The 24279-nt window shown below is 62.5% G+C and carries 21 protein-coding genes; 7 read left to right on the top strand and 14 right to left on the bottom strand.

The genetic code is table 11. The features are described from left to right. Position 1 precedes the first annotated feature (1 nt). Positions 2–469, bottom strand: coding sequence for a tRNA (adenosine(37)-N6)-threonylcarbamoyltransferase complex ATPase subunit type 1 TsaE (gene tsaE, locus AD662_RS02820; RefSeq protein ID WP_014336299.1), 468 nt, complete (start codon positions 467–469; stop codon positions 2–4). Next, positions 457–1956, bottom strand: a complete 1500-nt coding sequence (locus tag AD662_RS02815) for a bifunctional ADP-dependent NAD(P)H-hydrate dehydratase/NAD(P)H-hydrate epimerase (RefSeq protein WP_053177888.1) — start codon at positions 1954–1956, stop codon at positions 457–459. The genes tsaE and AD662_RS02815 overlap by 13 nt, the downstream gene beginning before the upstream one ends. A gap of 63 nt (positions 1957–2019) precedes the next feature. Between AD662_RS02815 and queG the strand changes: the two genes are divergently transcribed. Then, positions 2020–3099: a tRNA epoxyqueuosine(34) reductase QueG gene (gene queG / locus AD662_RS02810; protein WP_053185334.1), complete on the top strand. Its 1080-nt coding sequence runs from the start codon at positions 2020–2022 to the stop codon at positions 3097–3099. Here the strand turns inward: queG and AD662_RS02805 are convergent. Both AD662_RS02805 and orn read right to left on the bottom strand, forming a co-directional pair. Then, entirely contained in the window at positions 3081–3695 is a 615-nt protein-coding gene (locus AD662_RS02805) for a trimeric intracellular cation channel family protein (protein ID WP_172681127.1), read from the bottom strand. The genes queG and AD662_RS02805 overlap by 19 nt on opposite strands. 238 nt (positions 3696–3933) lie before the next feature. Continuing rightward, complete coding sequence (gene orn / locus AD662_RS02800) at positions 3934–4476, bottom strand: oligoribonuclease (RefSeq protein WP_014336295.1); 543 nt, start codon at positions 4474–4476, stop codon at positions 3934–3936. Positions 4477–4585: 109 nt separating this feature from the next. Here orn and rsgA point away from each other — a divergent pair, with 109 nt between their 5' ends. Next, the gene (rsgA, locus tag AD662_RS02795) at positions 4586–5617 is read left to right on the top strand and encodes a small ribosomal subunit biogenesis GTPase RsgA (RefSeq protein ID WP_014336294.1); all 1032 of its coding nucleotides are present in this window, start codon (positions 4586–4588) and stop codon (positions 5615–5617) included. A gap of 135 nt (positions 5618–5752) precedes the next feature. On the opposite strand, the gene motB is transcribed toward rsgA, so the two are convergent. Together motB and motA are read right to left on the bottom strand one after the other, a co-directional pair. After that, complete coding sequence (gene motB, locus AD662_RS02790) at positions 5753–6799, bottom strand: flagellar motor protein MotB (RefSeq protein ID WP_018614161.1); 1047 nt, start codon at positions 6797–6799, stop codon at positions 5753–5755. A 3-nt stretch (positions 6800–6802) separates the two neighbouring features. Further along, positions 6803–7654 carry a flagellar motor stator protein MotA gene (motA, locus tag AD662_RS02785; RefSeq protein WP_018614160.1) on the bottom strand — a complete coding sequence of 284 codons (852 nt, stop codon included), beginning with the start codon at positions 7652–7654 and terminating at the stop codon, positions 6803–6805. Positions 7655–7819: 165 nt separating this feature from the next. On the opposite strand from motA, the gene AD662_RS02780 reads away from it, so the two are divergent. The 4 genes from AD662_RS02780 (at position 7820) to AD662_RS02765 (ending at position 13096) form a co-directional block, all read left to right on the top strand. Next, a complete protein-coding gene (locus AD662_RS02780; RefSeq protein ID WP_053185331.1) occupies positions 7820–9358 on the top strand; it encodes an HDOD domain-containing protein in 1539 nt (512 codons plus the stop codon). A 42-nt stretch (positions 9359–9400) separates the two neighbouring features. Then, a complete protein-coding gene (locus AD662_RS02775) occupies positions 9401–10216 on the top strand; it encodes a rhodanese-like domain-containing protein (protein WP_018614156.1) in 816 nt (271 codons plus the stop codon). A gap of 19 nt (positions 10217–10235) precedes the next feature. Continuing rightward, positions 10236–11096: an archaetidylserine decarboxylase gene (gene asd / locus AD662_RS02770; RefSeq protein ID WP_018614154.1), complete on the top strand. Its 861-nt coding sequence runs from the start codon at positions 10236–10238 to the stop codon at positions 11094–11096. Between the two features lie 239 nt (positions 11097–11335). Further along, on the top strand, positions 11336–13096 hold the full coding sequence (locus AD662_RS02765) for a hypothetical protein (protein ID WP_053185376.1): 1761 nt from the start codon (positions 11336–11338) through the stop codon (positions 13094–13096). Positions 13097–13257: 161 nt separating this feature from the next. On the opposite strand, the gene serB is transcribed toward AD662_RS02765, so the two are convergent. After that, positions 13258–14472 carry a phosphoserine phosphatase SerB gene (serB, locus tag AD662_RS02760; RefSeq protein ID WP_003197189.1) on the bottom strand — a complete coding sequence of 405 codons (1215 nt, stop codon included), beginning with the start codon at positions 14470–14472 and terminating at the stop codon, positions 13258–13260. A 133-nt stretch (positions 14473–14605) separates the two neighbouring features. Here serB and AD662_RS02755 point away from each other — a divergent pair, with 133 nt between their 5' ends. Beyond that, on the top strand, positions 14606–16120 hold the full coding sequence (locus AD662_RS02755) for an AhpA/YtjB family protein (RefSeq protein ID WP_053185328.1): 1515 nt from the start codon (positions 14606–14608) through the stop codon (positions 16118–16120). Between the two features lie 205 nt (positions 16121–16325). Here the strand turns inward: AD662_RS02755 and AD662_RS02750 are convergent, their stop codons facing one another. The 7 genes from AD662_RS02750 to AD662_RS02720 form a co-directional block, all read right to left on the bottom strand. Continuing rightward, the gene (locus AD662_RS02750; protein ID WP_053177884.1) at positions 16326–16733 is read right to left on the bottom strand and encodes a DUF3224 domain-containing protein; all 408 of its coding nucleotides are present in this window, start codon (positions 16731–16733) and stop codon (positions 16326–16328) included. 147 nt (positions 16734–16880) lie between these two features. Further along, on the bottom strand, positions 16881–17588 hold the full coding sequence (locus AD662_RS02745) for a PqiC family protein (RefSeq protein ID WP_053177883.1): 708 nt from the start codon (positions 17586–17588) through the stop codon (positions 16881–16883). A 179-nt stretch (positions 17589–17767) separates the two neighbouring features. After that, positions 17768–20032 (bottom strand): DNA topoisomerase IV subunit A, encoded by a 2265-nt coding sequence (parC, locus tag AD662_RS02740; RefSeq protein ID WP_053177882.1) that lies wholly within the window; start codon positions 20030–20032, stop codon positions 17768–17770. A gap of 10 nt (positions 20033–20042) precedes the next feature. Next, positions 20043–20564: a retropepsin-like aspartic protease family protein gene (locus AD662_RS02735; RefSeq protein WP_018614144.1), complete on the bottom strand. Its 522-nt coding sequence runs from the start codon at positions 20562–20564 to the stop codon at positions 20043–20045. Beyond that, positions 20561–21547: an esterase-like activity of phytase family protein gene (locus tag AD662_RS02730; RefSeq protein ID WP_053177881.1), complete on the bottom strand. Its 987-nt coding sequence runs from the start codon at positions 21545–21547 to the stop codon at positions 20561–20563. The genes AD662_RS02735 and AD662_RS02730 overlap by 4 nt, the downstream gene beginning before the upstream one ends. Next, the gene (parE, locus tag AD662_RS02725) at positions 21547–23451 is read right to left on the bottom strand and encodes a DNA topoisomerase IV subunit B (protein ID WP_018614140.1); all 1905 of its coding nucleotides are present in this window, start codon (positions 23449–23451) and stop codon (positions 21547–21549) included. Before parE ends, AD662_RS02730 begins: the two co-directional genes overlap by 1 nt. Positions 23452–23493: 42 nt before the next feature. Continuing rightward, complete coding sequence (locus AD662_RS02720; protein WP_053185324.1) at positions 23494–24102, bottom strand: YqiA/YcfP family alpha/beta fold hydrolase; 609 nt, start codon at positions 24100–24102, stop codon at positions 23494–23496. Positions 24103–24279: the final 177 nt, after the last annotated feature.

Below are 24279 nucleotides of genomic sequence, written 5' to 3'. Positions count from 1 at the left end.
ATTAGTTTTCCAATGCCAAAGCGGCACACCACGACTCGCCACGCGAGCCTTGCGGCGTCAGTTTCAACGAACGCCCGCCGTTCTGCGCGCCAATGGTAATGGTCAGGTCGGGCTTTGGCAAAAAGCCTGCACCCTTCTGGGGCCATTCGATCAGGCACAAGGCGTCATCTTCGAAATAATCGCGGATACCGAGGAACTCCAGCTCTTCAGGATCCACCAGTCGATACAGGTCGAAATGGAAGGCGCGAATGTCGCCAATCTCATAGGGCTCGACCAGGGTGAACGTGGGGCTCTTGACGGAGCCGACGTGCCCGAGGCCGCGAATGATGCCACGCGACAGGGTGGTTTTCCCCGCGCCGAGATCGCCTTCGAGAAAAATCAGGCCGTGGCCGGCGGTGACCTGCGCGATGCGGGCGCCAAATTGTGTCATGGCTTGTTCGTCCGCCACGTACAGGGTTACTTCAGACACGGTGAATGCTCCTCCAACAACTGACGAATGGCCGGGATCAGATCGGTCGCTGCCAATCCCCGGCCCGAGCGACCGGCCTGAGCACCGGCATTGGCATGCAGCCAGACCGCCAGGCACGCGGCCTCAAACCCCTCCATGCCCTGGGCCAGCAAGGCGCCGACCACGCCGGCCAGCACATCCCCCAGGCCCGCCGTGGCCATGGCCGGATGGCCCTGGCTGCAAACCGCCAGGCGACCGTCCGGGCTGGCAATCAGGCTGCCGGCGCCCTTGAGGATCACCGTGGCGGTGTATTTCTGGCTCAATGCATGGGCCGCCGCTGGGCGATCGGCCTGCACCTGGGCTGTGGATATCTCCAACAATCGCGCCGCCTCGCCCGGGTGCGGGGTGATGACACACTGCTCAGGCAGACGGACATCGCCGTTGCTCAGCAGGTTCAGCGCATCGGCATCCCACACCTGCGGCAGTGACGCGTTGGCCGCCGCCGACAACAGGCTACGCCCCCAGGCGGCCTGGCCCAGGCCTGGACCGACCACCAGCACGCTGGCCTGGTGGAGCAAGCCCATCAACTGGTTCGCCGAATGGGTGCCCTGCACCATGACTTCCGGCAAACGCGTCAGCGCGGCGGATACATGCTCGCTGCGGGTCGCCAGCGAAACCATGCCCGCACCGCAGCGCAGGGCACTTTCGGCGCTCATCTGGATGGCGCCGCCAAAGCCCCGGTCGCCACCGATCAACAGCACGTGACCGAACTTGCCTTTGTGGGCAGTGGCCGCGCGAGGCGTCAGGCATGGCAGATTTTGGGGTAAGAGCAGTCGGGCACTGGCCGGTGCCGCTTCAACAATATCTGGATCGGCGTGCAGGTCGTTGAATACCAGCTCACCGACCCGGTCCGCCGCTTCGCCGGTAAACAGGCCCAGTTTCAGACCAATGAAGGTCACGGTCAGGTCGGCCGCTACCGCCGTGCCCAGCACCCGCCCCGTGTCGGCGCACAACCCCGAGGGGATATCCACCGCCGCGACCGGCAGGCCGCTGACATTGATCGTATCGATCGCTTGCACATAAGGCTCGCGCACATCGCCACTCAGCCCCGTGCCGAGCAGCGCATCCAGCAACACGCCACGCAACTCGGCTGCATCCGACCACGGTTCCATTGGCACGCCCACCGCTACAGCCTCGGCGTGGGCAATGGCGGCGTCGCCCTGCAATCGCCGGGGTTCGCCCACGGTCAGCACCCGCACCGACCAGCCGGCGCGCCGGGCCAGGGTCGCGACCAGGTAGCCATCGCCAGCATTGTTGCCATGACCGGCCAGCACCGTCAGCTCGCGGGCGTCAGGCCAGCGCCGAACCATCGCTCGCCAGGTGGCGCGGGCGGCGCGCTGCATCAATTCGAAACCGGCGGTGCCGGCCGCGATCAGTTGTGCGTCGAGGGCCCGGACCTGCGCAGCGCTGTACAGCGCGTCGGGAAAATCATCTTTAGTGTGCGGCATGCGTCTTCGGGCTCCGATGTCTGGCAGAATTATACGCATCTCAGCTCTGGTTTCTCTCGCCTCATGCCTGCCATTCCCACAGACCTCCCCGCCCTCGCCCAATCCATCAAGGAGTGGGGCCGTGAGCTGGGCTTCCAGCAGGTCGGCATCAGCGGCCTGGACCTTGCCGAGCATGAGCAACATCTGCAACGCTGGCTCGATGCCGGGTACCACGGCGAAATGGACTACATGGGCGCCCACGGCAGCAAACGCTCGCACCCCGAGGAACTGGTGCCGGGTACGCTGCGGGTGGTGTCCCTGCGCATGGACTACCTGTCGGGCGATACGCACATGGCGCAAATGCTCGGCCAACCGGAGAAAGCCTACGTCTCGCGCTATGCATTGGGCCGCGATTACCACAAATTGATCCGTAAACGTGTGCAGCAATTGGCAGAAAAAATTCAGGCGGTCATCGGCCCCTTCGGTTATCGCGCCTTCGTCGACAGCGCGCCGGTCCTGGAAAAAGCCATCGCCGAACAGGCCGGCCTGGGCTGGATCGGTAAAAACACCCTGGTGTTGAACCGCAAGGCCGGCAGCTATTTCTTCCTGAGCGAGCTGTTTGTCGACCTGCCGCTGCCGGCGGACCCGCCCCACGCCAGCGAACATTGCGGAAAATGCACCGCGTGCCTGGACATCTGTCCTACGAATGCCTTCGTCGGGCCCTACGTACTCGATGCCCGCCGCTGCATTTCCTACCTGACCATCGAGCTGAAAAGCGCCATCCCCGAGGAGCTGCGGCCGTTGATCGGCAACCGGGTGTTCGGCTGCGATGACTGCCAGATCGTCTGTCCATGGAACCGCTTCGCCCGACCGTCCGGGGAAAGCGACTTCAAGCCGCGGCACAACCTGGACAATGCCGGGCTGGCCGAGCTGTTCATGTGGGACGAGGACAAATTTCTCAGCAGCACCGAAGGTTCACCGCTGCGCCGTGCCGGTTACGAGCGCTGGCTGCGCAACCTGGCGGTGGGCCTGGGTAATGCGCCGTCAACAATCCCCGTGCTGCAAGCGCTGGAGGCACGGCGCAACTATCCGTCAGAGCTGGTGCGCGAGCACGTGGAGTGGGCCCTGCGTCAACATGCCGAGCGTCAAACCTCGTCGTTGTAGACAAACTTCGGCATTTCCCAGCGAAAGCGAATCGCCAAAAGCCGCAGCAGGAAACCGCCGAACAAGGTGATGAGGATCGCCTGTTCGTTCGGCAATTGCAGGTAGACACAGAGTAGATAGCACCACGCCGCAGCAAACGAGACGCTGGCATAGAGTTCGCGACGAAAGATCAGCGGAATATCGTTGCAGAAGATGTCCCGCAGGATACCGCCGAACACCCCGGTGATGACCCCGCTGACCGACGCCACCAGCATGCCATGGCCCATTTCCAGGGCCGTCATGCAGCCGATCAGGGTGAACGCCACCAAACCCACGGCGTCGAGCACCAGGAACAACGAGCGCAAATGACGCATCCAGCGCGCCAGGAACACCGTCAGCATCGCCGCCGCCGTGGTCAGAACCAGGTATTCCGGGTGCTTGACCCACGTGAGCGGGTAATGACCGAGCAGCACGTCACGCACCGAACCGCCACCCAGCGCCGTGACACAGGCGATCAGCACCACGCCGAACCAGTCCATGCCCCGACGCCCGGCAGACAAGGCGCCAGTCATGGCTTCAGCGGTGATGGCGATCAGATAGAGCATCAGCAACATGATGGCGGTCCTTACGGGAAGGCGCGCAGTCTAGCCAGTTTGGGCAGGCACCAAAAGAGGGCAGCTATCAACCATGCCAAACAATGAATCTGTGGTCAGGATATCTGTGGGAGCAAGGCTTGCCCGCGATGATGGCGATGCGGCCCTTCAGAAACCGAGTCGCCTGTTTCGCGAGCAAGCTTTGCTCCCACAAGTCTTGTTCCCAGAGCTCCCCTCGCCACAAGAGCGCCGTGCGCTTCAATCAGAACTTGATGAAGTGCTTACGGTAATGCTGCAACTCGGCAATGGACTCGCGGATGTCGTCCAGGGCCAGGTGGCTGCCGCCTTTCTGAAAGCTGTCGCGCACTTCTGGCGCCCAGCGCGCGGCCAGTTCCTTGAGGGTGGAGACATCCAGGTTGCGGTAGTGGAAGTAGCTTTCCAGGGATTTCATGTGGGTGTACAGGAAGCGACGGTCCTGGCAGATGCTGTTGCCGCAGATCGGCGACTTGCCCTTGGGCACCCATTGCTCCAGGAAGGCGAGGGTCTGGGCCTCGGCCTCGGCCATGCTGATCGTGCTCTCGCGCACCCGCTGGGTCAGGCCCGAGCCGCCGTGCTGGCGAGTGTTCCACTCGTCCATGCCGGCGAGGATCTCGTCACTGTGATGGATCGCGATCACCGGGCCTTCGGCCAGGGTGTTGAGGTCGCTGTCGGTGACGATGGTGGCCATTTCGATGATGACGTCGGTATCAGGGTTCAGACCGGTCATTTCCAGGTCGATCCAGATCAGGTTCTGCGGGTTTTGCATAGGGAAGCTCCTCGGCGTAGCCACGCAGTTTAGCCTAGGCCGGCCTTTGGGCGTGCTAAACTCGCGGCCGTTTTACCCTATTCGCTGCATTTCTTCATACGGAACACCCATGGCCAAACGCCAACTCAATCGTCGTCAAAACTGGCGCATCGAAAAGATCCAGGGCGAGCGCGCAGCTCGTGCCGCCAAACGCGAATCCAGTGCTGTCGAAGCCCTGGAGGGTGGCGACTTGGGCCCTGAACAGACCGGCCTGGTGATCGCCCACTTCGGCGTGCAGGTCGAGGTCGAGGCCCGGGAAGGCGAACTGGCCGGCCAGGTGTTCCGCTGCCACTTGCGCGCCAACCTGCCAGCGCTGGTGACGGGCGACCAGGTGGTCTGGCGTGCCGGCAACCAGGGCATCGGCGTGATCGTCGCGCAATTGCCACGCCACACCGAGCTGTGCCGTCCGGACAGCCGAGGCCAGCTCAAGCCCGTGGCCGCCAACGTCGACATGATCGTCATCGTGTTCGCCCCGTTGCCCGAGCCCCACGCCAACCTGATCGACCGCTACCTGGTGGCCGCCGAACACGCCGGCATCCGTCCGTTGTTGCTGCTCAACAAATTCGACCTGATCGACGAGCACAACGCCCCGGCGCTGAACGCCCTGCTGTCGGTCTATCGGGATTTGGGGTACCCGGTGCTGGAAGTCTCGGCCCACCACGGCAACGGCATGGAGCAATTGCAACAGCAACTGGACGGGCGCATCAGTGTGTTCGTCGGCCAGTCCGGCGTCGGCAAGTCGTCGCTGGTCAACAGCCTGCTGCCGGAAGTCGAGACGCGCGTCGGGCCGTTGTCCGAGCTGTCCGGCCAGGGCACTCACACCACCACCACGGCGCGGCTGTTCCACTTCCCTGGCGGCGGTGAATTGATCGACTCGCCGGGTATCCGCGAGTTCGGCCTGGGCCACGTCAGCCGGGCCGATGTGGAAGCAGGGTTCATCGAGTTCAACGAGCTGATCGGCACCTGCCGCTTCCGCGACTGCAAGCACGACCGCGAGCCTGGTTGCGCCTTGCTCAAGGCCCTGGAAGAAGGCCGCGTGCATCAGCAACGGATGAACAGCTACCGCTCGATCATCGCCAGCCTGCCGGAAAGCAGTTACTGATTCTAAAAGGAATGTGAGTCGAGAGGATCTGTGGGAGCAAAGCTTGCTCGCGAAATAGGCGCCTCGGTCTTTGAAAGACCGCATCGCCTTCATCGCGGGCAAGCCTTGCTCCCACGGTCTGTATCGGCTCTTAGGTCACTGCGCCGGCGGTTCGGCCGGCTTCGGCGCCGCGTCGTCGAACAGGTTCAGGCGCTCGCGCAGTTCATGGGCCGGTACGGGTTGCTGGTCCGCCGGCAACGCGTTCGGATCGACCGCCGCGCCAGGTGTGACGGGCGAAGCAGGAGCTTCCCCCGGCGCGCCCTCGCCCTGGGCCGGATCGGGCGCCGGATCGTCAGTCTGCGAACCTTCGATGGCCTGCTGGGCCTTCTTGGTCAACACCACGATATCGATACGCCGGTTAACCGGGTTGAACGGATCCTTGCGGTCGAACAACGCCGAAGACGCATAACCGACCACCCGTGCCACCTGCTCATCCGGGTAACTGCCGGCCACCAGGGCGCGACGGGCCGCGTTGGCGCGGTTGGCCGACAACTCCCAGTTACCGAAATCGCCTTTGCCCACGTAAGGCTTGGCATCGGTGTGACCGCTGATGCTGATCTTGTTCGGCACCGCCTTGATGGTGTCGGCCATGGCCAGCAGGATGTCTTCGAAATAAGGCTTCAGGCGCGCGCTGCCAGAGTCGAACATCGGCCGGTTCTCGGCGTCCATGATCTGGATCCGCAAGCCGTTCGGCGTGATCTCGAACAGAATCTGATCCTTGAACTTCTGCAGTTCAGGATTCTCTTCGACCTTGTTCTGCAATTCCTGCAGCAGCAACTCCAGGCGCTCGCGCTCAATCTGCTCGGCCATGCCTTCGACCTGCTCGGTATCCGTCGTCACCTTGTCGGGCTGAGGCTGGGATTTGACTTCAGGGTTGAGGGTCGTGTCCGGCGCCAGGGTCGGTGAGCCGCCCAGGTCGATGATGTACGGCGTGCCGCTTTCAGTAAAACCCACCGGGTCCTTGAAGTAACCGGCGATGGCGATCTTCTGCTCAGGGGTTGCCGTGGACAGCAGCCACAGCACCAGGAAGAACGCCATCATCGCCGTCGCGAAGTCGGCGAAGGCGATTTTCCAGGCGCCCCCGTGATGCCCAGCGGCTATGCGCTTGACGCGCTTGATGATGATCGGCTGGTTATTTTCCATAACTTAGCGACCGCGAACCGCTTGTTCCAGCTCGGCAAAGCTTGGACGGTGCGCCGGGTACAGGACCTTGCGACCGAACTCCACCGCCAGCGAGGGCGGCATGCCCGAGGCCGAGGCCACCAGGGAAGCCTTGATGGCCTCATAGACATTGAGTTCTTCCTTGGCGTCATGGGCCAGGGAAGTGGCCAACGGGCCAAAGAAACCGTACGCGGCCAAAATACCGAAGAAGGTACCCACCAGTGCCGCACCGACGTGCAGGCCGATGGACTTCTGGTCGCCATCGCCCAGGGAGGCCATGGTCACCACGATCCCCAATACCGCCGCGACGATACCGAAGCCAGGCATGGCGTCGGCGATGCCGGTGACGGCGTGGGATGGATGCTCCAGGTCTTCCTTGAGGCTGTACAGCTCCATGTCGAACAGGCCTTCGAGCTCATGGGGCGCCATGTTGCCGGACGACATGATGCGCAGGTAATCACAGATGAACGCCGTCATGCGGGCGTCCTTCAGCACCGAGGGGTACTTGGCGAAAATCGGGCTGGCGGCGGCGTCTTCGATGTCGCCTTCGATCGCCATCATGCCTTCGCGGCGGCTCTTGTTGAGGATCTCGTAGATCAGCCCCAGCACCTCCAGGTAGAAGGTGTGGCTGAAACGCGAACCGAACATGCTCAAGGACTTCTTGAGCACATGCATCGTCATGTAGCCGGGGTTGGCCTGCAAAAATGCGCCAAGGGCCGCACCACCGATGATCAACACCTCGAAAGGCTGGATCAGCGCAGCAATCTTGCCATGGGAGAGTACGTATCCGCCGAGCACGCTCGCGAACACGACAATGATGCCGATAATTTTAGCCATAGATAGAAAGTACTTACTTAGTCGGGTTCAAGGTCATATTCGGAAGCTGAAAAATCTCTTCTTCTACTTATCGGCAAAACTGCGCCAGACTATAGGCTGTTCTGGCGAAAAGCCAATTTGCCCCGTTCCGGGCGTAGAGAATTCATACGATGATCACGTCCAGCCATGACTAACGAAACCAAGGTTCCAACGCCTCGACCGAGCACCCTCGAAGGCTGGGTAAAGCTGCTCAACGGCGTGCATCTGCCGGTGCCCCAGGCCAGCCATGACCTGGTCTGCAAGGCCATCGCCGACAGCCGCCGCTCATTGCGCGACATCGCCGACCTGATGCAGGACAGCCCCGCCCTGGCCCTGAGCGTCATCCGCGAAGCCAACCATCACACCCATGGCAGCCTTGCAGAACCTGCGGAAAACCTCGAAGTGGCGATCAACCGCCTCGGCCTCAAGCGCACCGAGGAACTGCTCGCCCGCCTGCCGTCATTGCCGGGGCACGAAATCCCCATCGCCTTGCGCCAGCTGCAATTGATCAGCCAGCACGCCACGCAACAGGCCAATGGTTTTTTTGCCAGCCGCCTGGCGCGACTGTGGCAAGACATACACTGGGGCAGCCTGTTGTTCCTGTCGCCACTCTGGCCCCTGGCCCTGACTCATCCGCGATTGCTCGGGGAGTGGGAGTTGCGGGTCGCCCACAAAGGCGAGCCCGCGCGCAAGGTAGAGCGCGAGCTGTTCGGCGTCAGCCTGCTGGAAATCTGCCTGGCGCTGGTGGAGACGTGGCGCTTGCCCATCTGGATTGCGCAAGGTTATCGCCTGCTGCTCAATGAACGCCGCGAGCTGGTGCAGGTCCTGCGCATCGCCCGGGACAGCGAGCACCCGCTGCGCCAGCAGAATCGCCTGGACGATGACCCGACCCTGCGGCGCTGGCTCAATCAACCGGCCAATACCGTGTTGCTGGCCAACGGCCTGGCACTTTCAGCGCAACACGCCTGGGACAGCCCCCACACTGCCCGCTGGCAATACCTCACCAGTTTGTATCTGCAGATGCCGATCGATGAGGTCCAGCAACAGCTGCACCAACAAGCCGTCACCAGCGCTCGTCATGACGCCATGCCGGACCTCTGGCATCCGGCCGTGGCGTTGCTCTGGCCCTGGGGCAGCCGTCGCATCCACCCCGGCTTGCTACCTCCTCCCCCACCCAGCGCCGAAGACCTGAGCCAGTGGCGCAAGCAATGTTCCGCACTGCTGGTGGAACCGAGCCCCTTCAGCAATGCCATGCACCTGACCACCTCGGCACGGGACGTGTTGGTGGCCTGCGGCATGCGCCGGGTGATGATCCTGATGGCCGACCGCACCCAGACCTGCGTGCGCGTACATCAGATCGCCGGCCTGCCCAAAGAAGCCGCGGCCATGAGCTTTACCATCAGCCAGAGCAAAATCTTGCAGCGGTTGCTGGCCCAGCAGGCCCAGGTTCGCCTGAACCCGGACAACAACGCGCAGTTTTCGGCGCTGCTGCCACCGGGCCTGCGCAGCCTGTTCCGGGGGGAGCACCTGCTGCTGCGCTCCCTGACCTGCAATGGCCGGGTGATCATGCTAGTGGCGGTGGACCAGGGCGGCGGGCCGTTCTCGGACGTGACCGTGCAAGCCTTCGGCAAAACCGTGCAATGCATCGAAAGGGCCCTGCATACCTTTACCAACCGCGGCCGCTGAACTTGCTACAATCTTTTCCCTTTGCGCCCCTGGAGACCTCACATGCCTGACTTCTCTGGCTTGCCGTTGGTGATCGAGCCGAGCGAGCTGCTGCCGCGCCTCGACGCCCGCGAACTGATTCTGGTGGACCTGACCAGCGCCGCCCGCTACAGCACCGGCCATATCCCCGGCGCACGTTTCGTCGACCCCAAGCGTACCCAGCTCGGCCAACCGCCGGCGCCGGGCCTGCTGCCGGCCAAAGCCGACCTGGAAACCCTGTTCGGCGAGCTCGGGCACAACCCGGATGCGGTCTACGTGGTCTATGACGATGAAGGCGGCGGCTGGGCCGGGCGGTTTATCTGGCTGCTGGACGTGATCGGCCACTCGAACTACCACTACCTCGACGGTGGTTTGCTGTCGTGGCTGGACGAAGGCCTGCCGGTGTCCGTCGAAGTGCCTGCGCCCGTCGCAGGCCCGGTCAGCCTGACACTGCACGAAGCGCCCACCGCCACCCGTGAGTACCTGCAAAGCCGTCTCGGTGCTGCCGACCTGGCGATCTGGGACGCTCGCGGCCCGCTGGAATACTCCGGCGAGAAAGTCGTCGCAGCCCGAGGCGGGCACATTCCCGGCGCGGTCAATTTCGAATGGACTGCCGGCATGGACCCGGCGCGCAACCTGCGCATCCGCAAGGACATGCCGCAAATCCTCGAACAATTGGGCATCACGCCTGACAAAGAAATCATCACCCACTGCCAGACTCACCACCGCTCCGGCTTCACCTACCTGGTGGCCAAGGCGTTCGGTTATCCACGGGTCAAAGGCTATGCCGGTTCCTGGGGCGAATGGGGCAACCACCCCGACACCCCCATCGAGCTTTAAAGGTTCTTAAGGACAGTTAATGAAAAACCGTTTGTTCATACTCACTCAATACCTGCTGCCCCACCACCTGCTGTCGCGGCTGGCCGGCTGCATTGCCGAATGCCGCGTGCGCTGGTTCAAGAACGCCTTCACCGCATGGTTTGCCAAGCGCTACCAAGTGGACATGTCCCTGGCCCTGGTGGAAGACCTGACTGCCTACGAGCACTTCAACGCCTTCTTCACCCGCGCCCTGAAAGACGGCGCGCGCCCACTGGACGAAACCCCGGGCGCGATCCTCAGTCCCGCCGACGGTGCCGTCAGCCAGCTGGGCCCGATCGAGCACGGCCGGGTCTTCCAGGCCAAGGGCCACAGTTTCAGCGTGCTGGAATTGCTCGGCGGTGATGCGGCCAACGCGGCGCCGTTCATGGGCGGCGATTTCGCCACCATCTACCTGTCCCCCAAGGACTACCACCGCGTGCACATGCCACTGGCCGGCACCCTGCGGGAGATGGTCTACATCCCCGGGCGGATTTTCTCGGTCAACCAGACCACCGCCGAAAACGTCCCGGAGCTGTTTGCCCGTAACGAGCGCGTGGCGTGCATTTTTGACACCGAACGCGGGCCGATGGCCGTGGTGCTGGTGGGCGCGATGATCGTGGCGTCCATCGAAACCGTCTGGGCCGGGCTGGTGACACCGCCCAAGCGCGAGCTGAAAACCTTCCGTTATGACGAAGCCGCCCGCGCGCCGATTCATCTGGAAAAAGGCGCCGAACTGGGTCGCTTCAAGCTGGGTTCGACGGCCATCGTGCTGTTCGGGCCGGACCAGGTGAAATGGGCCGAAGGCCTGGTTGCCGGTTCGCCAGTACAGATGGGCCAGGGCCTGGCATTGCCGAAAGCCTGATTCACACCCGCCCCTTGAAGCAGGCCTGTAGAGGCAGGCCTGCGGGAGTAGGATTGTGAGAGCAAGGCCTGTGGGAGCAAGGCTTGCCCGCGATGAACGATGACGCGGTCCAAAAGAAACCGCGGCGCCTGCATCGCGAGCAAGCTTTGCTCCCACAGCACATTCAGGGCAACGCGCCGGCCTGTCAGCTGCTAGAGTTGGAACATCACGTTTATTTCCCGCCGGAGCCCGTACACGGCATGAATGAGACCAGCCCTCTCCAGCTATTGCGCGTCCTGACCCCGACACAATCACGCCTGTCATTCTGCGATGCTACGCCAAAGGACCTCAAACGCTGGATCGCCAACCTGCCCAAGGCCAACATCGGCGAAACCGCCCGCCTGTTGTACCAAGCCCTTGGTGAACTCAACCAACTGCTCACACCCAGCGACAATCGCCTGCAACTGCTCGAGCTGCTGCGGCCCGAGGTGTATTACGTCTGCAAGCACCTGGAGCGGCACTTCCTGCAACAGGCCATCGTGCTGGATGATCGCTCGCGCAAGATCGTCAACCTGTGCCAGGCCCTGCAAACCCAGCTGGCGATGGGCTACAAACAGATCGTGACGCGTATCGCGTCGAAATACACCAAGGACCGTGCCCGCCTGCTGAGCACCGCGCTGCAACGGGCGCTGCATGCCCTCAACGGCCCGCTGCTGCGTGCGAGCCAGCTGTACAGCCCAGTGCCCGAGGGATTGTGGCTCGATTTGCATCAGTTGTACCGGATCGCCTGCCTGCACCGCTTGCAGCACTTGAGCGTGAGTGACGAACTGGCCAGCCAGGTTCATCAATTGAACGCCGAGCAAACCTATGTCGTCGCCTTGTTGCTGGGCGCTTCACGCAGCAATCAATTGCGCCAGAGCCAGATCGGACGACTGACCGAAGTGCTCGAATCCTGGAGCCAGTGGGTCAAGCTGGACCCCGCCACCAGCGCTACCAGCCTGTTCGCGGTCGCTCCGGAGCTGGATGTCGGGCCACGCTATCGTTCCAAGTTCCGCGCCGAACAGCAGCCGACCTTGCAGGGGTTCGATCCACAGCCCCTGGTGCGCGTAATCGCCACTCACCTGGAACAACCTGCCGAGCACAGTCTGCCAGTACCGAGTGGCATGAGCATCGACACCCTGCATCACCTGCATGCAGCCTGGGGCGAAGCAGCCGAACGCAGTTTCCAGCGCACCGAGGGCAACGGCACGCTGACGCTGTGCGTGGGCATGAGTGCCCTGCACTACTACCTCGGCGGCGAGCGCTCTTTCAACGAAATACTGAAAAGCCCCACCACCCGCAAGGCCCGCTTCGAAGCCTCGCCGAGCAAGACAAACGACACCTGGGGCCAAGCCTTCGACGCCGCCCCCGCCGGCGACAGCGACCTGCTGCCCTATGAAGAAATCGAGTATCCGGTCAACCCGGCCGATGACGATGGCACCAGCTCCGACAACCAGCATCACTTCCCCACCTACGACCTGCCAATCATCAACCACAGCCCTGGCGGCTATTGCCTCGGCTGGCCCAAGGAAGTGCCGGAACAACTACAAGCCGGGGAAATGATCGGCATCCGGGACACCAGCGACCAGGCCTGGAGCGTTGCCGTGGTGCGCTGGATCCGGCAAGTGCGCAACGGCGCCATGCAAATGGGCATCGAGCTGGTGGCACCGCACGCCCAGCCTTGCGGGCTGCAACTGGTCCGGGAAAAAAATGAGCACGGTCACTACCTGCGCGGGCTGTTGCTGCCCGAGATCAGTGCCATTGACCTGCCCCCAACCATGATCGCCCCACGCCTGCCTTTCCAGGAGGGCCAGCATGTGCTGATCAATACCAACGGCCAGGAACGCCGCGCCGGCCTGGACCGCCGGGTCACCAGTACCCACAGCTTCAACCAGTTTTCCTATCACCCGGAAGACTCAGCCGAGACTGGGGATGGCGGCGACCAAGAGGGGAATTTTGATTCGTTGTGGAAGTCGCTCTAGGCAGCCAACGCGTAACCCTTTGTGAAGAGAGAATTCTCTGTGGGAGCAAAGCTTGCTCGCGATGCGGGCACCGCGGTTTTTTTATAGACCGCGTTATCGTTTATCGCGGGCAAGCCTTGCTCCCACAGCTAGATCCCCTCGCCACAAAGATTGCGACAGACTCAGAGCTGCCCGTCACGATCCCTGAAGCCCAACAGGTACAACACCCCATCCAGCCCCAAGGTTGAAATCGCCTGCCTGGCCGACTGCTTGACCAGCGGCTTGGCGCGGAACGCCACGCCCAGGCCCGCTATCGCCAGCATCGGCAAGTCGTTGGCACCGTCGCCCACGGCGATGGTCTGCTCCAGGCGCAGGCCTTCTTTTTCAGCCAGTTCACGCAGCAGGTCCGCCTTGCGCTGGGCATCGACGATCGGCTCGACGGCCACGCCAGTCACCTTGCCATCCACCACTTCCAGCTCGTTGGCGAACACGTAGTCGATGCCGAGCTTGGCCTGCAACTGCTTGGCGAAGTAGGTGAAGCCGCCGGACAGGATGGCAGTCTTGTAGCCCAGGCGCTTGAGTTCGGCGAACAGCGTCTCGGCGCCTTCGGTCAGGCGCAGGGAAGCGCCAATGGAATCCAGCACGCTGACGTCCAGCCCCTTGAGCAGCGCCAGGCGCTCCTTGAAGCTGGCGCGGAAATCCAACTCGCCAGCCATGGCTCGCTCAGTGATGGCCGAGACCTTGTCGCCCACGCCGGCCGCCTTGGCCAGTTCGTCGATGACTTCGGCTTCGATCAGCGTCGAGTCCATGTCGAACACCGCCAGGCGGCGGTTACGGCGGAACAGCGAATCTTCCTGGAAGGCGATGTCGACATTCAGTTCCTGGGCCACGCTGAGGAACTCGGCACGCAACGCCTGGGGATCGGCCGGTTCACCGCGCACCGAAAACTCGATGCAGCCCTTGCCCTTGTCGTCCGGGGTGTCCAGCGGCATGCGCCCGGACAGTCGGTCGATGTGATCGATGTTCAGGTCATATTTGGCAGTGATCGAGCTGACGCGCTGCAACTGTTCGGCGGTGACCTTGCGGGTCAACAAGGTCACGATGTGGCGTTTCTTGCCCTGGCCAGCCACCCAATGCCGGTAATCGTCCTCGGACACCGGGGTGAAGCGCACCTGTTGGTCGAGCTTGTAGGCGGTGAACAGGATGTCCTTGAGCACGGACTTGCCTTGTTCGGCGTCCGGAATTTCAACCAGGATACCGAACGACAGCGTGTCGTGGATCACCGCCTGACCGATGTCGAGAATGTTCACACCACCCTGGGCCAGAACGCCGGTAATGGCCGCAGTCAGACCCGGACGGTCGCTGCCAGTGATGTTTATCAGGACGATTTCGCGCAAGGCGCACCCCCGCAGGTGGAAAAAAACCGCATTCTACCCACATTCAGTGACCATCGGGCACCGCCAGTGCTTTGCCGGTCATGGGGCTATCGCTATACTGCGCGTCAATTTCACGGACAAAGAGCCGAGCTCAGTGAACCGGCCCACGCCAGTCAAAACCGACAACTTCTTCCTGCTGATCTTCCGTGCACTGCGTCACCGTCGTGTGCCGATTGCATTGCGCATTGCCAGCCATAACGTGATCCTGGTCGCCCTGGCCCTGGTCATCTATGCCTGCGTGATGGGTTTGCAATTCAAGCAGGCCATGCACGAGCAGGCCGATGCCCTGGGTGAAAGCCTGACCACCCAGACCGCCACGTCCGCCACCGAGCTGCTGGTGTCCAACGACATCCTCAGCCTCAATGTGCTGCTCAACAACCTGACCAAGAACAAACTGGTGGCCCACGCCGCCATCTACAGCGTGGACAACCGCATCCTCGCCGAGGCCGGACAGCGTCCCAAGCCGGGCCTGCTGAGCGAGTCCGGCGGCATGTACCAGAGCAAGATCACCTTCCAGGACGTGACCGCCGGGCAGCTGCGCATCAGCCTGGACATGGACCAGTTCCAACAACCAATGACCATCAGCCTGCAAAGCATGGGCATCCTCAGCGCGATACTGCTGGCGCTGGCACTGGCCTTGAGCCTGCGCCTGGGGCGACACATCTCTACGCCGCTGCTGCAATTGCGTGTCTGGCTGCGGGACATCGACGAGCACACGCCGGCCACCCAGCGCCAGGACGAAATCGGCGACCTGGCCCGGCAACTGCACGCCAGCTTCGCGCCGAAACCTGAGCCGGTGCCGGAACCCGAAGACATCGACTACGCGGACGACGATGCCGAGCCGGGCTTCGAAGTGCGCAACCTGCGCGACCCGGGCTTCGATGAAAGCCAGCCAGTGCCTGCCTCCAAACCGGCGCCACGCCACGTGGTACGCACGGTAGAGGACGAGGAAGACGACGACGCGTTCGCCGACCTGCGGGACGAATCAGTCGATGGAGCCCCTCAACCGGTCGCCAGGCCAGTCGCCTCGAACCTGCCCCAGCACAGCGCCGTACTGGCCGTGCAACTGGGCGCCCAGGATCAACTGCGCCGCCTGCCCCAGGCGCGCCTGAAGGAGTTGCTCGAGCGCTACCGCGACTGCCTCGACCAGGCCGCATCGCTCTATCAAGGCGAACTGCACACCCTGAACGATGGCAGCACGCTGATGCTGTTCCACACCGAAGACAGCGGTGATGACTACCTGACCAACGCCATTTGCTGCGGTGAGTTGCTGCGCGCCTTGGGCCACCAGTTGCAGATCGAAGTCGCCGACAGCGGCATCACCCTGCAACTGCAATTGGGCCTGACCCTGGGCGATGGCTTGTTCGGCCTGAGCCAGATCGACCTGCTGCTGACCGAAACCGCCCAGGACGCCCTGGCGCTGTCGCAACACAGCCGCAACCTGCTGCTGGTGGAGCGCAAGATCAACGACGACGCCCTGATCCGCCAGCGCGCCCGCATCCGCCCCATCGCCAGCCCCGAAGGCGCGTGCTGCGTGGAGCGCTTGATGGAGCCTTATCCATCGATGCTGGAGCGGCAACTGGCACGGATGCATGAACGCCAGGCCTGAGTCTCAGGACTTGAAATGACGAAGCCCGCAGACGAGTGATTGTCTGTGGGCTTTTTTGTTGCCTTCAGCGCCGTCATCGCGAGCAAGCTCGCTCCCACAGGGGATCTCTGCAAACCAGGCCCAATGTGGGAGCGAGCTTGCTCGCGATGGCGTCAGGACAGACCGCGAAAAACCAGACTACAGAGTCGCGTCCACCCGATACACCTTAGCGCTCAGGCTCAAACGAATACTCAAATGACACTTGCGCCGGCTCACCATGACCCGCCACGTAGCTGCCAGTCCCACTCAAATTGACCAGATCCCCAGTGCCGGCGCCCTCTACGACACTCCAGGTACTGCGCGCCTTGCCTTCGGAAAACGACCCCGAATGCTGGGCAACAAATGTTCCGCGCTTACCTGCCACCACCGCACAAACCCGCTCAAAACCCACAAAGCACGCTGTGCCGTCAGCACTATAGGACATCAGGTATTCGACGCTACTGGTGCCCTCGATAGCGCCGGAATAGGACTGCGTGATGTTGGCATGCGAGATTTTTGGAGCGTCTTCAAGCATTTGAGACGGCTTCTCGTCCCAGCCCGTGATCTGAAACGTGCAACTGACAGTTGTTTTCATGGGAATTTAACTCGTCCTTGTCATTTATTGGGGGAAGGCCTGATGCGCCGGGCCCTCATCTTGCCTGACATTCCCCAGGAATAAGAACCCAGGAAACGACAAAGCCCGCACTTAATGCGGGCTTTGTCTTGTAATCCAGTCCTGGCGTCAGAACCTGAACACTTCCATGTCCGTGCGAATCGGCAAGGCCATGGGAATCTTGTCCTTTTCCTTTTCTACCGGCTTGGCGGGGGCAGGAGCAGCCTTGCGCGGGACTTCAGCCGCAACAGGAGGCTGGTTGGCCAAAGGCTTGAGCGACACGGACAACTGTTCGGCCAGGCGTTGCAGGAGCACGCCCTGGGCCTGGACCTGTGCCGCCGTGGTGCCAGCATGTTGCTCTTGCAGATGAACGATGCGGTTCTCACGCACCTTGCCACGACGGTCGATCAATCGCCATTGGGCATCGAGCACTGCCGGCTGGGCTTTACCCGAGTCCAGGCGGGTAATCGACAGCAGCACCTGTACATCCGGGGCGAAGCCTTGGGTCGCAGGTGCGAGCACTACACGCTGGCTGTCCAGATGCCCGGCGACCTGGCGCAGCAGCAACTGATCGATGTCAGAAGACAGGCTGCCAGCCCAACGACCATCCGTGGCGGCCTGCAGGCTGCCGTCCGGTTGGCGTTGCAACAAGGTTTCGCGTTGCAGGTAGTCGGCGATCAGGACCGGCCCCAGCAATACTGCCATGCCTGTGCTTTGCGCAGGCTGGGTCGGGGTTCCGCTGTCCAGTTGGTACAGCGACACCGGCTGGTTCATGCTGCAGCCCGCCAGGCCAAGCAGGCCGGCGAGCCACAAAATAGGAAGGCGCAGAGCAGTCATCGTTCCGTCCAGGTGGCAGCCACAAGGCTTGCCACAGTGAAAAAATACTCGGTCATTATGAAGAACGCTCGGCCACGCCGGCGCTTGAAAGGGCCTATCATCCGTGAATATGCGCGCCGACTCCAGCGCGAAAGTATCGATCTGCGGCATTTAATCGCAGACCGAGCCCTCTACTACGCCTAATTGAGGTTTTCGACGAGCAGCGCATCGACTCGCTGAAACCCCCTTGGAAGCTTGTTGCCCCGCCGACCGCGTTCACCCTTGTAATGCTCAAGATCGTCCGCCTTCAACGAAAGCGTGCGCTTGCCTGCCTGTAGCACAAGCGTGGCGCCTTCCGGCAACACTGCAATATCCGTGACATATTCTTCACGACTGGCGACCCGTTCGCCGGAAATACCAATAATCTTGTTGCCCTTGCCTTTACCCAGCTGTGGCAGGTCGCTGATCTTGAACACCAGCAACCGGCCTTCGGTGGTAACCGACGCCAGCCAGTTGCTCTCTCGATCGGCCACCGGTCGCGGCGCAATCACCTTGGCGTTGTTCGGCAGGCTCAACAACGCCTTGCCCGCCTTGTTCTTGGCTTGCAGGTCCTCGCCCTTGACCACGAACCCGTAACCCGCGTCCGATGCAATTACGTACAGTCCATCATCATCTGGCATCAGCACGCATTCAAAAGTTGCACCCGGCGGCGGCGTTAAACGACCGGTCAGCGGTTCGCCCTGGCCACGAGCCGACGGCAGGGTGTGGGCTGGCACCGAATAGCTGCGCCCGGTGGAGTCGACGAACACCGCAAACTGGTTGGAACGCCCGGCCGCCAAGGCCTTGAAGCCATCCCCGGCCTTGTAGGAAAGCCCCGTCGCGTCAATATCATGCCCCTTGGCGGAGCGCACCCAACCTTTTTCTGACAGCACGACGGTGACTTTCTCGTTCGGCAACAGGTCGTGTTCGGTCAGCGCCTTGGCTTCGGCACGCTCGACGATCGGCGAGCGACGGTCGTCGCCGTAGGTTTCGGCGTCCTTGAGCAGTTCGGTGCGTACCAGCTTCTTGAGCTTGGCTTCGCTGCCCAGCAGGGCTTGCAGCTTGGCCTGCTCTTTGAGCAGTTCATCCTGCTCGGCGCGCAGCTTCATCTCTTCCAACCGCGCCAACTGCCGCAGGCGGGTGTCGAGGATGTAGTCGGCCTGGATTTCACTCAGGGCAAAACGGGCGATCAGGCTGGCCTTGGGGTGCTCCTCGGTGCGGATGATGTGGATCACTTCATCCAGGTTGAGGTAGGCAATCAGCAAGCCGTCCAACAGGTGCAGGCGACGCTCGACCTTGTCCAGGCGGAATTGCAGGCGCCGGCGCACGGTCTTAACCCGGAACTCGAGCCATTCCACCAGCAATGCCCGCAGGTTTTTCAACTGCGGCTTGCCGTCCAGGCCAATGATGTTGATGTTGACCCGGTAGCTGGACTCCAGGTCGGTGCTGGCGAACAGGTGCTGCATCAGCGCGTCGTGGTCGACCCGGCTGTTGACCGGGATAATCACGATGCGGCACGGGTTTTCGTGGTCGGATTCGTCGCGCAAGTCAGCCACTTGCGGCGCTTTCGACGGTTTTGCCTGCATCATTGCGGCAATTTGCTCCAACACCTTGGCCCCGGAGACCTGATGCGGCAGCGCCGTGACAATGATGTCGCCGTCTTCTATGTGGTACACGGCGCGCATGCGCACCGAACCACGACCGGTCTCGTAGATTTTCAGCAGGTCGGCACGCGGCGTGATGATCTCCGCTTCGGTCGGATAGTCCGGGCCCTGGATGTGTTCACAGAGCTGCTCCACCGTGGCTTTCGGCTCGTCCAGCAGACGCACGCACGCCGTGGCCACTTCCCGCAGGTTGTGGGGCGGCACGTCAGTGGCCATGCCCACGGCAATGCCGGTGGTGCCATTGAGGAGAATATTCGGCAAACGCGCCGGCAAAACCAGGGGTTCGTCGAGGGTGCCGTCGAAGTTCGGCCCCCAGTCCGCAGTGCCCTGGCCCAACTCGCTGAGCAGCACCTCGGAATAGCGCGACAACCGCGCCTCGGTGTAACGCATGGCCGCGAAAGACTTGGGATCATCCGGCGCACCCCAGTTGCCCTGGCCGTCCACCAGCGTGTAGCGATAGCTGAACGGCTGAGCCATCAGCACCATGGCTTCATAGCAGGCCGAGTCGCCGTGGGGGTGGAACTTACCGAGCACGTCACCGACGGTACGCGCCGATTTCTTGTGCTTGGAATCCGCATCCAGCCCCAGCTCACTCATGGCATAGATGATCCGCCGTTGAACCGGCTTCAAACCATCGCCGATGTGCGGCAAGGCGCGGTCCATGATCACGTACATGGAGTAATTGAGGTAGGCATTTTCGGTGAAGTCAGCCAGCGATCGGCGTTCTACGCCGTCTAAGCTGTCTGCAAGAATGTCGCTCATGCGGGCCTCATCAGTTCGTTGTCTGGCGCAGCAGCATGGTGCCGTCGCGCTGGGTAAATTCAAGTTTGTTCAGGGCGCTCATGCCCAGCAGCACTTGCGTGCCACCCAGGCCTGGCGCCACCAGGGCACGGACATCGCGCAAGACGATGTCACCCAATTGCAGCCGGTCGATGCGGGTGCGATAGCCCTCGCTCAAACCGTTGGCGGTACTCAACGTCACGCCGAAACCTTTTTCCAGCTTGAGGCGCTCGGCCAACTCCACCGGAATCGCCACGTCGGTGGCGCCGGTGTCGAGCATGAACTCCACCGGCTGGCCGTTGATCTGGCCGCTGGCGACAAAGTGCCCCTGCGTATTGCCGACCAACTTCACCTCGATAAAACCTTCGCCTTTTTGCGAATACACCTGGGTATTGGGATTTTGCTGACGCTGCTCCCATTGGGCAAAAAACCGCGTCGCCAGAAACAGCGCCGCACACCAAGCCAGGATCATCAGCACCCGGCCGGCGCGCTTGCCTGGCAGTTGCTGGCTCATGGCGCGGCGCTCCAGCCACCGTCGGGCGCAGCAAAATGCCAGACGATCGGCCGAGTTTCGCCGTCGGCGCGGGCACCGTCGTTGTTGTCCAGGCCGACCCAGGCGCCCTCAGCGTTCACCACCAGCGCTTCGGCCAGCCCGTAGGGCTGTGGGTAACGGCGATTGTCCTGCAATGCCTCGACGGCAAACGACCAGCACCGCTCCACTTGGGCGGTCTGGGGGTCACGCCGACAGATCTCAAAGGCGTTGCGCTCCAGGGTAAACAGCTTGCCATTGAACAATGACAGATCGGCGAAATCCCGCGAAACCGCCTTGGCCTTGGGAAACTGCGCCGGCTGCATCTCCAGCCCCGCTTCGCTCAGCAACACGCAGTTGCCCTCGCAGTCCCACACCGTTTGCTGGCGCTTGATCAGCAGCAGGCCGCGACGCTCGCGCTCGGTCGCCAACCACAGCTGGTCACCGACCGGATTGATTGCCAAGCCTTCGAACAACGCATTGAAATGCAGCAACATGCCACTGGCGCGGGCCTGGCGGATCATTGTTGGTGCGATTTTCAACCAGGACGCCGGCCCCTCCGTCGGCACCTGCAACACCGCGGCATGGGACTCACTGACCACATAGCGATTACCGGCGCTGTCGCAACTGATGCCTTCAAAATCCAGCTCGCCACCGCGCAGGAACGACGCCGCCCAGGTTCGGGATTTCAAGCCCCAGGGCAAACCGCTGTCCGGCACCTTCGGCACCTCGATTTCAACCACTTCGGCTTGCCAGACCGGCGCATCGACGGGCGTGAGGCGGTAGATCCGGTCATCGTCGCGATCGGACACCGTCCACATGTCGCTGCCGCACAGCGCCAGCCCCGACAAATTGCCGCCGCGCATGCCATCAACGGCATGCTCGGACAGCAGCTTCAGTTCCGGTGCAGGCCCTGCGGCCACAACCCCCGCCCACAGCAACAACGCCAGGGCGAAACCGTTGCGCATCAGGCCAGCACCTCGGCCAGGTTCCCTTTGGATTCAAGCCAGGATTTGCGGTCACCCGCGCGTTTCTTCGCCAGCAGCATGTCCATCATTTCCGACGTCGCTTCAAAATCATCCAGGGTCAACTGCACCAGGCGGCGCGTGTTCGGGTCCATGGTGGTTTCACGCAACTGCGGCGGGTTCATCTCGCCCAGGCCCTTGAATCGGGTGACCTGCGGCTTGCCGCGTTTTTTCTCGGCCACCAGGCGATCGAGAATGCCGTCGCGCTCGGCTTCGTCCAGGGCGTAGTAGATCTCCTTGCCCAGGTCGATGCGGTACAGCGGCGGCATCGCCACATAGACGTGGCCGGCATCCACCAGCGGGCGGAAATGCTGAACGAACAAGGCACAGAGCAACGTGGCGATGTGCAGGCCGTCGGAGTCGGCGTCGGCGAGGATGCAGATCTTGCCGTAGCGCAGCTGGCTCATGTCGGCGGCGCCCGGATCGACACCGATGGCCACCGCGATGTTATGCACTTCCTGGCTGGCCAGCACTTCGCTGCCGTCCACTTCCCAGGTGTTGAGGATCTTGCCCCGCAGCGGCAGAATCGCCTGGAATTCCTTGTCCCGCGCCTGCTTGGCCGAGCCGCCGGCGGAGTCACCTTCCACCAGGAACAGCTCGGAACGCATCGGATCCTGCCCGGCACAATCGGCGAGCTTGCCCGGCAATGCCGGCCCCTGGGTGATGCGCTTGCGCTCGACTTTCTTGCTGGCCTTGAGACGGCGGCCGGCGTTATTGATTGCCAACTCTGCCAGGGCCAAACCGGTTTCCGGGTTAGCGTTGAGCCACAGGCTGAACGCGTCCTTGACCACCCCGGAAACAAACGCCGCCGCTTCGCGGGACGACAGGCGCTCCTTGGTCTGACCGGAGAACTGCGGCTCCTGCATCTTCATCGACAGCACGAAGGCGATGCGTTCCCAGACGTCTTCCGGCGCCAGCTTCACGCCACGGGGCAGCAAGTTGCGGAACTCACAGAACTCGCGCATCGCATCGAGTAGGCCCTGGCGCAAGCCGTTGACGTGGGTGCCGCCCTGGGCCGTGGGGATCAGGTTGACGTAGCTTTCCTGAACGCTTTCGCCGCCTTCGGGCAGCCACAACAGCGCCCAGTCCACCGCTTCCTTGTTACCGGCCAGGCTGCCGCAGAACGGCTCGTCGGGCAGGCGTTCGAAACCGTTGACCGCGTCCACCAGGTAGGAGCGCAGGCCATCTTCGTAATGCCATTCGACTTTCTCGCCGGTGGCCTTGTCCTCGAAACTGACCAGCAGCCCCGGGCACAACACAGCCTTGGCCTTGAGCACGTGCTTGAGGCGGCTGACGGAAAACTTCGGTGAGTCGAAATACTTCGGGTCCGGGGCGAAATACACGCTGGTCCCGGTGTTGCGCTTGCCGACGGTGCCGACCACTTCCAGCTCGGTGGCCTTGTAGCCGTCGGCGAAGGTCATCTGGTATTCGTTGCCATCACGCTTGACCCGCACCCGCACCTGGGTCGACAAGGCGTTGACCACGGAAATACCCACCCCGTGCAGACCGCCGGAGAACTGGTAGTTCTTGTTGGAAAACTTGCCGCCGGCGTGGAGCTTGGTGAGGATCAGCTCGACGCCCGACACACCCTCTTCGGGGTGAATGTCCACCGGCATGCCGCGGCCATCGTCGCTGACTTCCAGCGAGTGATCGGCGTGCAGGATGACCTGCACCGAACGGGCGTGCCCGGCCAAGGCTTCGTCGACACTGTTGTCGATGACTTCCTGGGCGAGGTGGTTCGGCCGACTGGTGTCGGTGTACATGCCGGGGCGCTTGCGCACCGGGTCGAGGCCCGAGAGGACTTCGATGGCGTCTGCGTTATAAGAGCTAGCGCTGGGAGTGGCCATGGGGTCTCGTCGTCAGTGTTCAATGAAAAAGGGGCGATGGGCTCACAGCGACGTGAAGTCGATCGCCTGGTGCAAATCGGCGCCAATGCCGGCAAAACTCAACAGCGCCGGCAACTGCTGGGCAAACCCTTGGAAACTGTGGTCGCCGCCGGCCTGGATGCGCAAGGCACAGGCGCGGTAATACTGCTGGGCGTGGCGATAATCCAGCGTTTCGTCACCGGTTTGCAACCATACCTGAAACCGCTGCGGATCCCGGGGCGCCGGGACTTGCAGTTCGGCCAAGGCCGTGACGTGGTCGTGGGTCAATTCCCAGGTTTCGTCGGTGTACAAATTCTTCTGCGTGCCCAGGTAGCCGTCGAACAGCCGATGCGGGCTGACGGCAGGGTTGACCAGCAGGGCCTTGAGCCCGTGGCGCTCGGCCAAGTGAGTGGCATAGTAGCCGCCGAGCGAGCTGCCGACCAGCAGCGGGCGCCCCAGTTCTGTAATCGCCTGTTCCAACTGACCGATGGCCTGGCGGGGGTGGTGATGCAAGGCGGGCACCTGCAACTGGTCGCTCAGGCCCAGGCGCGTCATCACTTGCGTCAACTGGCTGGCCTTGGTCGACGCCGGGGCGCTGTTGAGGCCATGGATATAAAGGATCGAACCCGACATTGCCGACTCCCTGGGTGTTGGGCAAAAGCCGGAGTTTACAGGGAGATTGCGGTGATTGGGGGGGATTTGACCGTGTTGTTGCCTCCTATGAATCGTCGATCACAGCACCTGTGGGAGCAAAGCTTGCTCGCGAGGCGGCCTGACAGCTGGCCTGGTTCTCCGGTCGTACTCCGATCC

Source organism: Pseudomonas kilonensis (genome assembly GCF_001269885.1).
Taxonomy (GTDB): Bacteria; Pseudomonadota; Gammaproteobacteria; order Pseudomonadales; family Pseudomonadaceae; genus Aquipseudomonas; species Aquipseudomonas kilonensis.
This window is presented reverse-complemented; position numbering and strand designations above follow the sequence as displayed.

Bases quoted from the DNA above. Each gene is read 5' to 3' on its own strand.
- motA (WP_018614160.1), bottom strand. From the start codon at position 7,654: ATGGCTAAAATTATCGGCATCATTGTCGTGTTCGCGAGCGTGCTCGGC.
- AD662_RS02765 (WP_053185376.1), top strand. From the start codon at position 11,336: ATGAATGAGACCAGCCCTCTCCAGCTATTGCGCGTCCTGACCCCGACA.
- AD662_RS02775 (WP_018614156.1), top strand. From the start codon at position 9,401: ATGCCTGACTTCTCTGGCTTGCCGTTGGTGATCGAGCCGAGCGAGCTG.
- parC (WP_053177882.1), bottom strand. From the start codon at position 20,032: ATGAGCGACATTCTTGCAGACAGCTTAGACGGCGTAGAACGCCGATCG.
- motB (WP_018614161.1), bottom strand. From the start codon at position 6,799: ATGGAAAATAACCAGCCGATCATCATCAAGCGCGTCAAGCGCATAGCC.
- AD662_RS02730 (WP_053177881.1), bottom strand. From the start codon at position 21,547: ATGCGCAACGGTTTCGCCCTGGCGTTGTTGCTGTGGGCGGGGGTTGTG.
- orn (WP_014336295.1), bottom strand. From the start codon at position 4,476: ATGCAAAACCCGCAGAACCTGATCTGGATCGACCTGGAAATGACCGGT.
- AD662_RS02720 (WP_053185324.1), bottom strand. From the start codon at position 24,102: ATGTCGGGTTCGATCCTTTATATCCATGGCCTCAACAGCGCCCCGGCG.
- parE (WP_018614140.1), bottom strand. From the start codon at position 23,451: ATGGCCACTCCCAGCGCTAGCTCTTATAACGCAGACGCCATCGAAGTC.
- queG (WP_053185334.1), top strand. From the start codon at position 2,020: ATGCCTGCCATTCCCACAGACCTCCCCGCCCTCGCCCAATCCATCAAG.
- AD662_RS02745 (WP_053177883.1), bottom strand. From the start codon at position 17,588: ATGACTGCTCTGCGCCTTCCTATTTTGTGGCTCGCCGGCCTGCTTGGC.
- rsgA (WP_014336294.1), top strand. From the start codon at position 4,586: ATGGCCAAACGCCAACTCAATCGTCGTCAAAACTGGCGCATCGAAAAG.
- AD662_RS02815 (WP_053177888.1), bottom strand. From the start codon at position 1,956: ATGCCGCACACTAAAGATGATTTTCCCGACGCGCTGTACAGCGCTGCG.
- AD662_RS02735 (WP_018614144.1), bottom strand. From the start codon at position 20,564: ATGAGCCAGCAACTGCCAGGCAAGCGCGCCGGCCGGGTGCTGATGATC.
- AD662_RS02750 (WP_053177884.1), bottom strand. From the start codon at position 16,733: ATGAAAACAACTGTCAGTTGCACGTTTCAGATCACGGGCTGGGACGAG.
- asd (WP_018614154.1), top strand. From the start codon at position 10,236: ATGAAAAACCGTTTGTTCATACTCACTCAATACCTGCTGCCCCACCAC.
- AD662_RS02780 (WP_053185331.1), top strand. From the start codon at position 7,820: ATGACTAACGAAACCAAGGTTCCAACGCCTCGACCGAGCACCCTCGAA.